At 57.4% G+C, this 2,928-nt stretch carries 2 protein-coding genes and 2 pseudogenes; 3 read left to right on the plus strand and 1 reads right to left on the minus strand.

Going from position 1 to position 2,928, the window contains the following annotated elements; all coding sequences use genetic code 11:
* Positions 1-55: 55 nt before the first annotated feature.
* Together LPU83_RS37440 and LPU83_RS75680 are read left to right on the plus strand one after the other, a co-directional pair.
* Positions 56-265 (plus strand): annotated as a pseudogene (locus LPU83_RS37440) (IS5/IS1182 family transposase); the annotation flags it as partial.
* A 52-nt stretch (positions 266-317) separates the two neighbouring features.
* Positions 318-563: pseudogene (locus LPU83_RS75680) on the plus strand (IS66 family transposase); the annotation flags it as partial.
* 266 nt (positions 564-829) lie between these two features.
* Here LPU83_RS75680 and LPU83_RS37450 read toward each other — a convergent pair.
* Complete coding sequence (locus LPU83_RS37450) at positions 830-1,849, minus strand: 1-aminocyclopropane-1-carboxylate deaminase (protein ID WP_024319229.1); 1,020 nt, start codon at positions 1,847-1,849, stop codon at positions 830-832.
* Between the two features lie 141 nt (positions 1,850-1,990).
* Here LPU83_RS37450 and LPU83_RS37455 point away from each other — a divergent pair, with 141 nt between their 5' ends.
* On the plus strand, positions 1,991-2,467 hold the full coding sequence (locus tag LPU83_RS37455) for an Lrp/AsnC family transcriptional regulator (protein ID WP_024319230.1): 477 nt from the start codon (positions 1,991-1,993) through the stop codon (positions 2,465-2,467).
* Positions 2,468-2,928 lie beyond the last annotated feature (461 nt).

Below are 2,928 nucleotides of genomic sequence, written 5' to 3' on the forward strand. Positions count from 1 at the left end.
GATCTAATACCAACGTGCATTGATCAAAACCGATGCGCCCACTCGCGCAGACCAATGGACCGATGGCAGGCTGGACCGGAACTTCCTTCTCGGGCACGCTGGCGACACCATTAATGCGCTGCTCGTGGCCGCAGGTCACAATCTGCGCCTCATCCTGGCCAAACTGGCCCTTTGGCGTGCCTTCATCAGAGCCGCGCTTACCGTTCTCATGGCGAAATCGGATACTTCTCCAGATCTTCCAACCGCCAGAAGATCAATGATTTAGCCTTTGTTCAGGGCCGACTAATGACAGATTGAGATGCCCGCGCCGCATCAAAAAAACCGATAGCGGCCGGATTTGGACCTGTGTCGGGATGATCGCCCGTTCGGCGGCACGTCCCCTCGCCCGCCGCCTCTGCTTTGCCTCGCGCGATCTCAGAAGCGCTCCGAGTGCCATCTGAAGACTTTACTGGCATTCTGCAGCCGACGCCTATGGTGGCTTTAATCCAATGTTTAGTCAGGCAGGTCCGCTGATGCTCTGCTGGGCGCACTCACGTCGCAAATTTTTCGTGCTTGCCGACATCAGAGTTCCCTACGACTGTTGGGCAGGTGCGCACAAACCTGATGAAATCGCTTGAGCAGAGAGTTGCCAAAGACGTAGAAATTCCTCATCCAAGATGGAAGCAAGTGGTCGACGATCGTCTGCCTGACCGAGAGATCCGAACAAGGCGAGCATCCGCGCGGATCTTTCACCATTGACCCGAAATTGCGTTCAAGAAGTGCAGATTTGCAAAATATCGACTGCAAATATCCACCTGTTCGCACTGACCGGTTAACCTGACAGCGCCGATCAGCCGTCCTTGTAGTAATAGCTGTAGCCGTTGAGCGCCGGGGCGCCGCCGAGATGGGCGTAGAGCACCTTCGAGCCCTCGGGGAAGAAGCCCCTTCGCGCGAGATCGATCATCCCCTGCATCGACTTTCCCTCATAGACAGGGTCGGTGATCATCGCCTCGGTCCGCGCCGCGAGCCGGATCGCCTCGTTGGTCTCCTCCGAGGGCACTCCATAGGCGGGACGGGCATAGTCAGGGTTGATGACGATCTCGTCTTCACGCACGGACCGGCCAAGGTTCACGAGTTCCGAGGTCGCATCGACGATCTTCCGAACCTGATCCCGCGTCTGCTGGAGGGTGCCCGAGGCATCGATGCCAATGACCCTGTCAGCCCTATCCATTGCGGCAAAGCCGACGATCATACCGCCCTGGGTCGAGCCGGTGACCACGCAGACGATGATATAGTCGAAGGTGAAGCCTAGGTCCTTCTCCTGTGCCGCGACTTCCTCGGCGAAGCCGACATAGCCGAGGGCTCCAAACTTATGCACCGAAGCGCCAGCCGGGATCGCATAGGGCTTGCCGCCGGCATTCTCTACCGACTGAATCGCATCCTCCCAGCTCTTGCGGATACCGATGTCGAACCCAGCGTCGACCAGCCGGCTGTCGGCGCCCATCAGTCTCGTCATCAGGATATTGCCGACACGGTCATAGACTGCATCATAGTGCGGTACCCATTTCTCCTGGATGACGACACATTTCATGCCGATCTTCGCCGCAGTCGCAGCCACCATGCGCGTATGGTTCGACTGGACCCCCCCGATCGACACCAGCGTATCCGCGCCGGAGGCGATCGCGTCGGGCACGATATATTCGAGCTTCCTGAGCTTATTGCCGCCCATGGCGAGGCCCGAATTGCAGTCGTCGCGCTTGGCATAGATCTCGACCTTGCCGCCCAGCGCCGCAGTCAGCCGTGGCAGGTGCTCGATCGGAGTCGGGCCGAAAGTGAGTGGGTAGCGTTCGAACTTTTCCAATAGTGACATCGATCAGGGCCTCCGTGCCGATTTGTGGTCGAAGGCTAGTAGATATCTCTTGAAAGGTGCTCTCTCATTTTGCTGTAAAAGCTTTCGTCGTCGAGATAATTTTTCGATATTCGGATTCGATTCTTCAATTATGAGATCCAAATGAACGTTTCTTCCACAGAGGATTTCGACAGGGTAGACCTCAAGATTTTGCGCGCCCTGCAATCGGAGGGCCGGCTCAGCAATGCCGATCTTGCCGAGCGCGTGAATGTCAGCGCTGCAACTTGCCACAGGCGAACTCAGCGCCTCTTCAAGGAGGGCTACATCACCGGCGTGCGGGCTGAGGTCGCGCCGGGCCCCGTAGGCCTCGGCGCGATGGTGATGGTTGGCGTGGTACTAGATCGCTCCACTCCTGAGAGCTTTGGCGCCTTCGAGGGTGCGGTCATGGAGCTGAAGGAAGTCCTGGACTGCAATCTGGTCGCTGGAGACTTCGACTATCTCCTGAAAATCCGCGTCCGCGACATGGCTGATTTCAACAAGCTGCACGGCCAGAAGCTGATCGCCCTGCCAGGCGTTCACCAGACGCGCACCTTCTTCGTGATGAAGGAGGTCAAGGAGAACGCGAGGTTGCCCTTCTAGCGTCGTCAGCAGCTATCCGTGGGTCCAGCATCTTTGTCCGCTTCCGCGCAGATTGTGCAGTCCGTGTTCGAGCACCTTAACAGGGATCAGGCTCGATGTCCCTTCAGCAATTGTCGTCAACGCCTCACCTTCTGCTTCGCTCAATGTTCTCGGTACCACGTCGATAACGAAATTGAGTCGAGAACAAAATCGAGCGGATCGCGAACGCGGCAGATGCATAGAACCAGGAAATCATATGGTTCGGACGGCATCGTCAACCGGCATCGTCAACTTGACGAAATAGGTAGGCCGGGTTGTTGTGACCGTTAGATCAGAAACCAGCAGGCGCCGCTCACCTCAGTCCAGGTCTGAAAAGCCTTTTGCGAGGGACCTGCGGGTTGTGTGCGTCGAGTTCTGCAAAATTGGGCGGTCATGAGTGCTGGTCATGCGGCTTGACGCACACAACCCGGGGCCATTCCACA

The sequence above is a fragment of the Rhizobium favelukesii genome, assembly GCF_000577275.2.
GTDB classification, from domain to species: Bacteria; Pseudomonadota; Alphaproteobacteria; order Rhizobiales; family Rhizobiaceae; genus Rhizobium; species Rhizobium favelukesii.

Coding starts and splice junctions, on each gene's coding strand:
- LPU83_RS37450 (WP_024319229.1), bottom strand. CDS start 1,849: ATGTCACTATTGGAAAAGTTCGAACGCTACCCACTCACTTTCGGCCCG.
- LPU83_RS37455 (WP_024319230.1), top strand. CDS start 1,991: ATGAACGTTTCTTCCACAGAGGATTTCGACAGGGTAGACCTCAAGATT.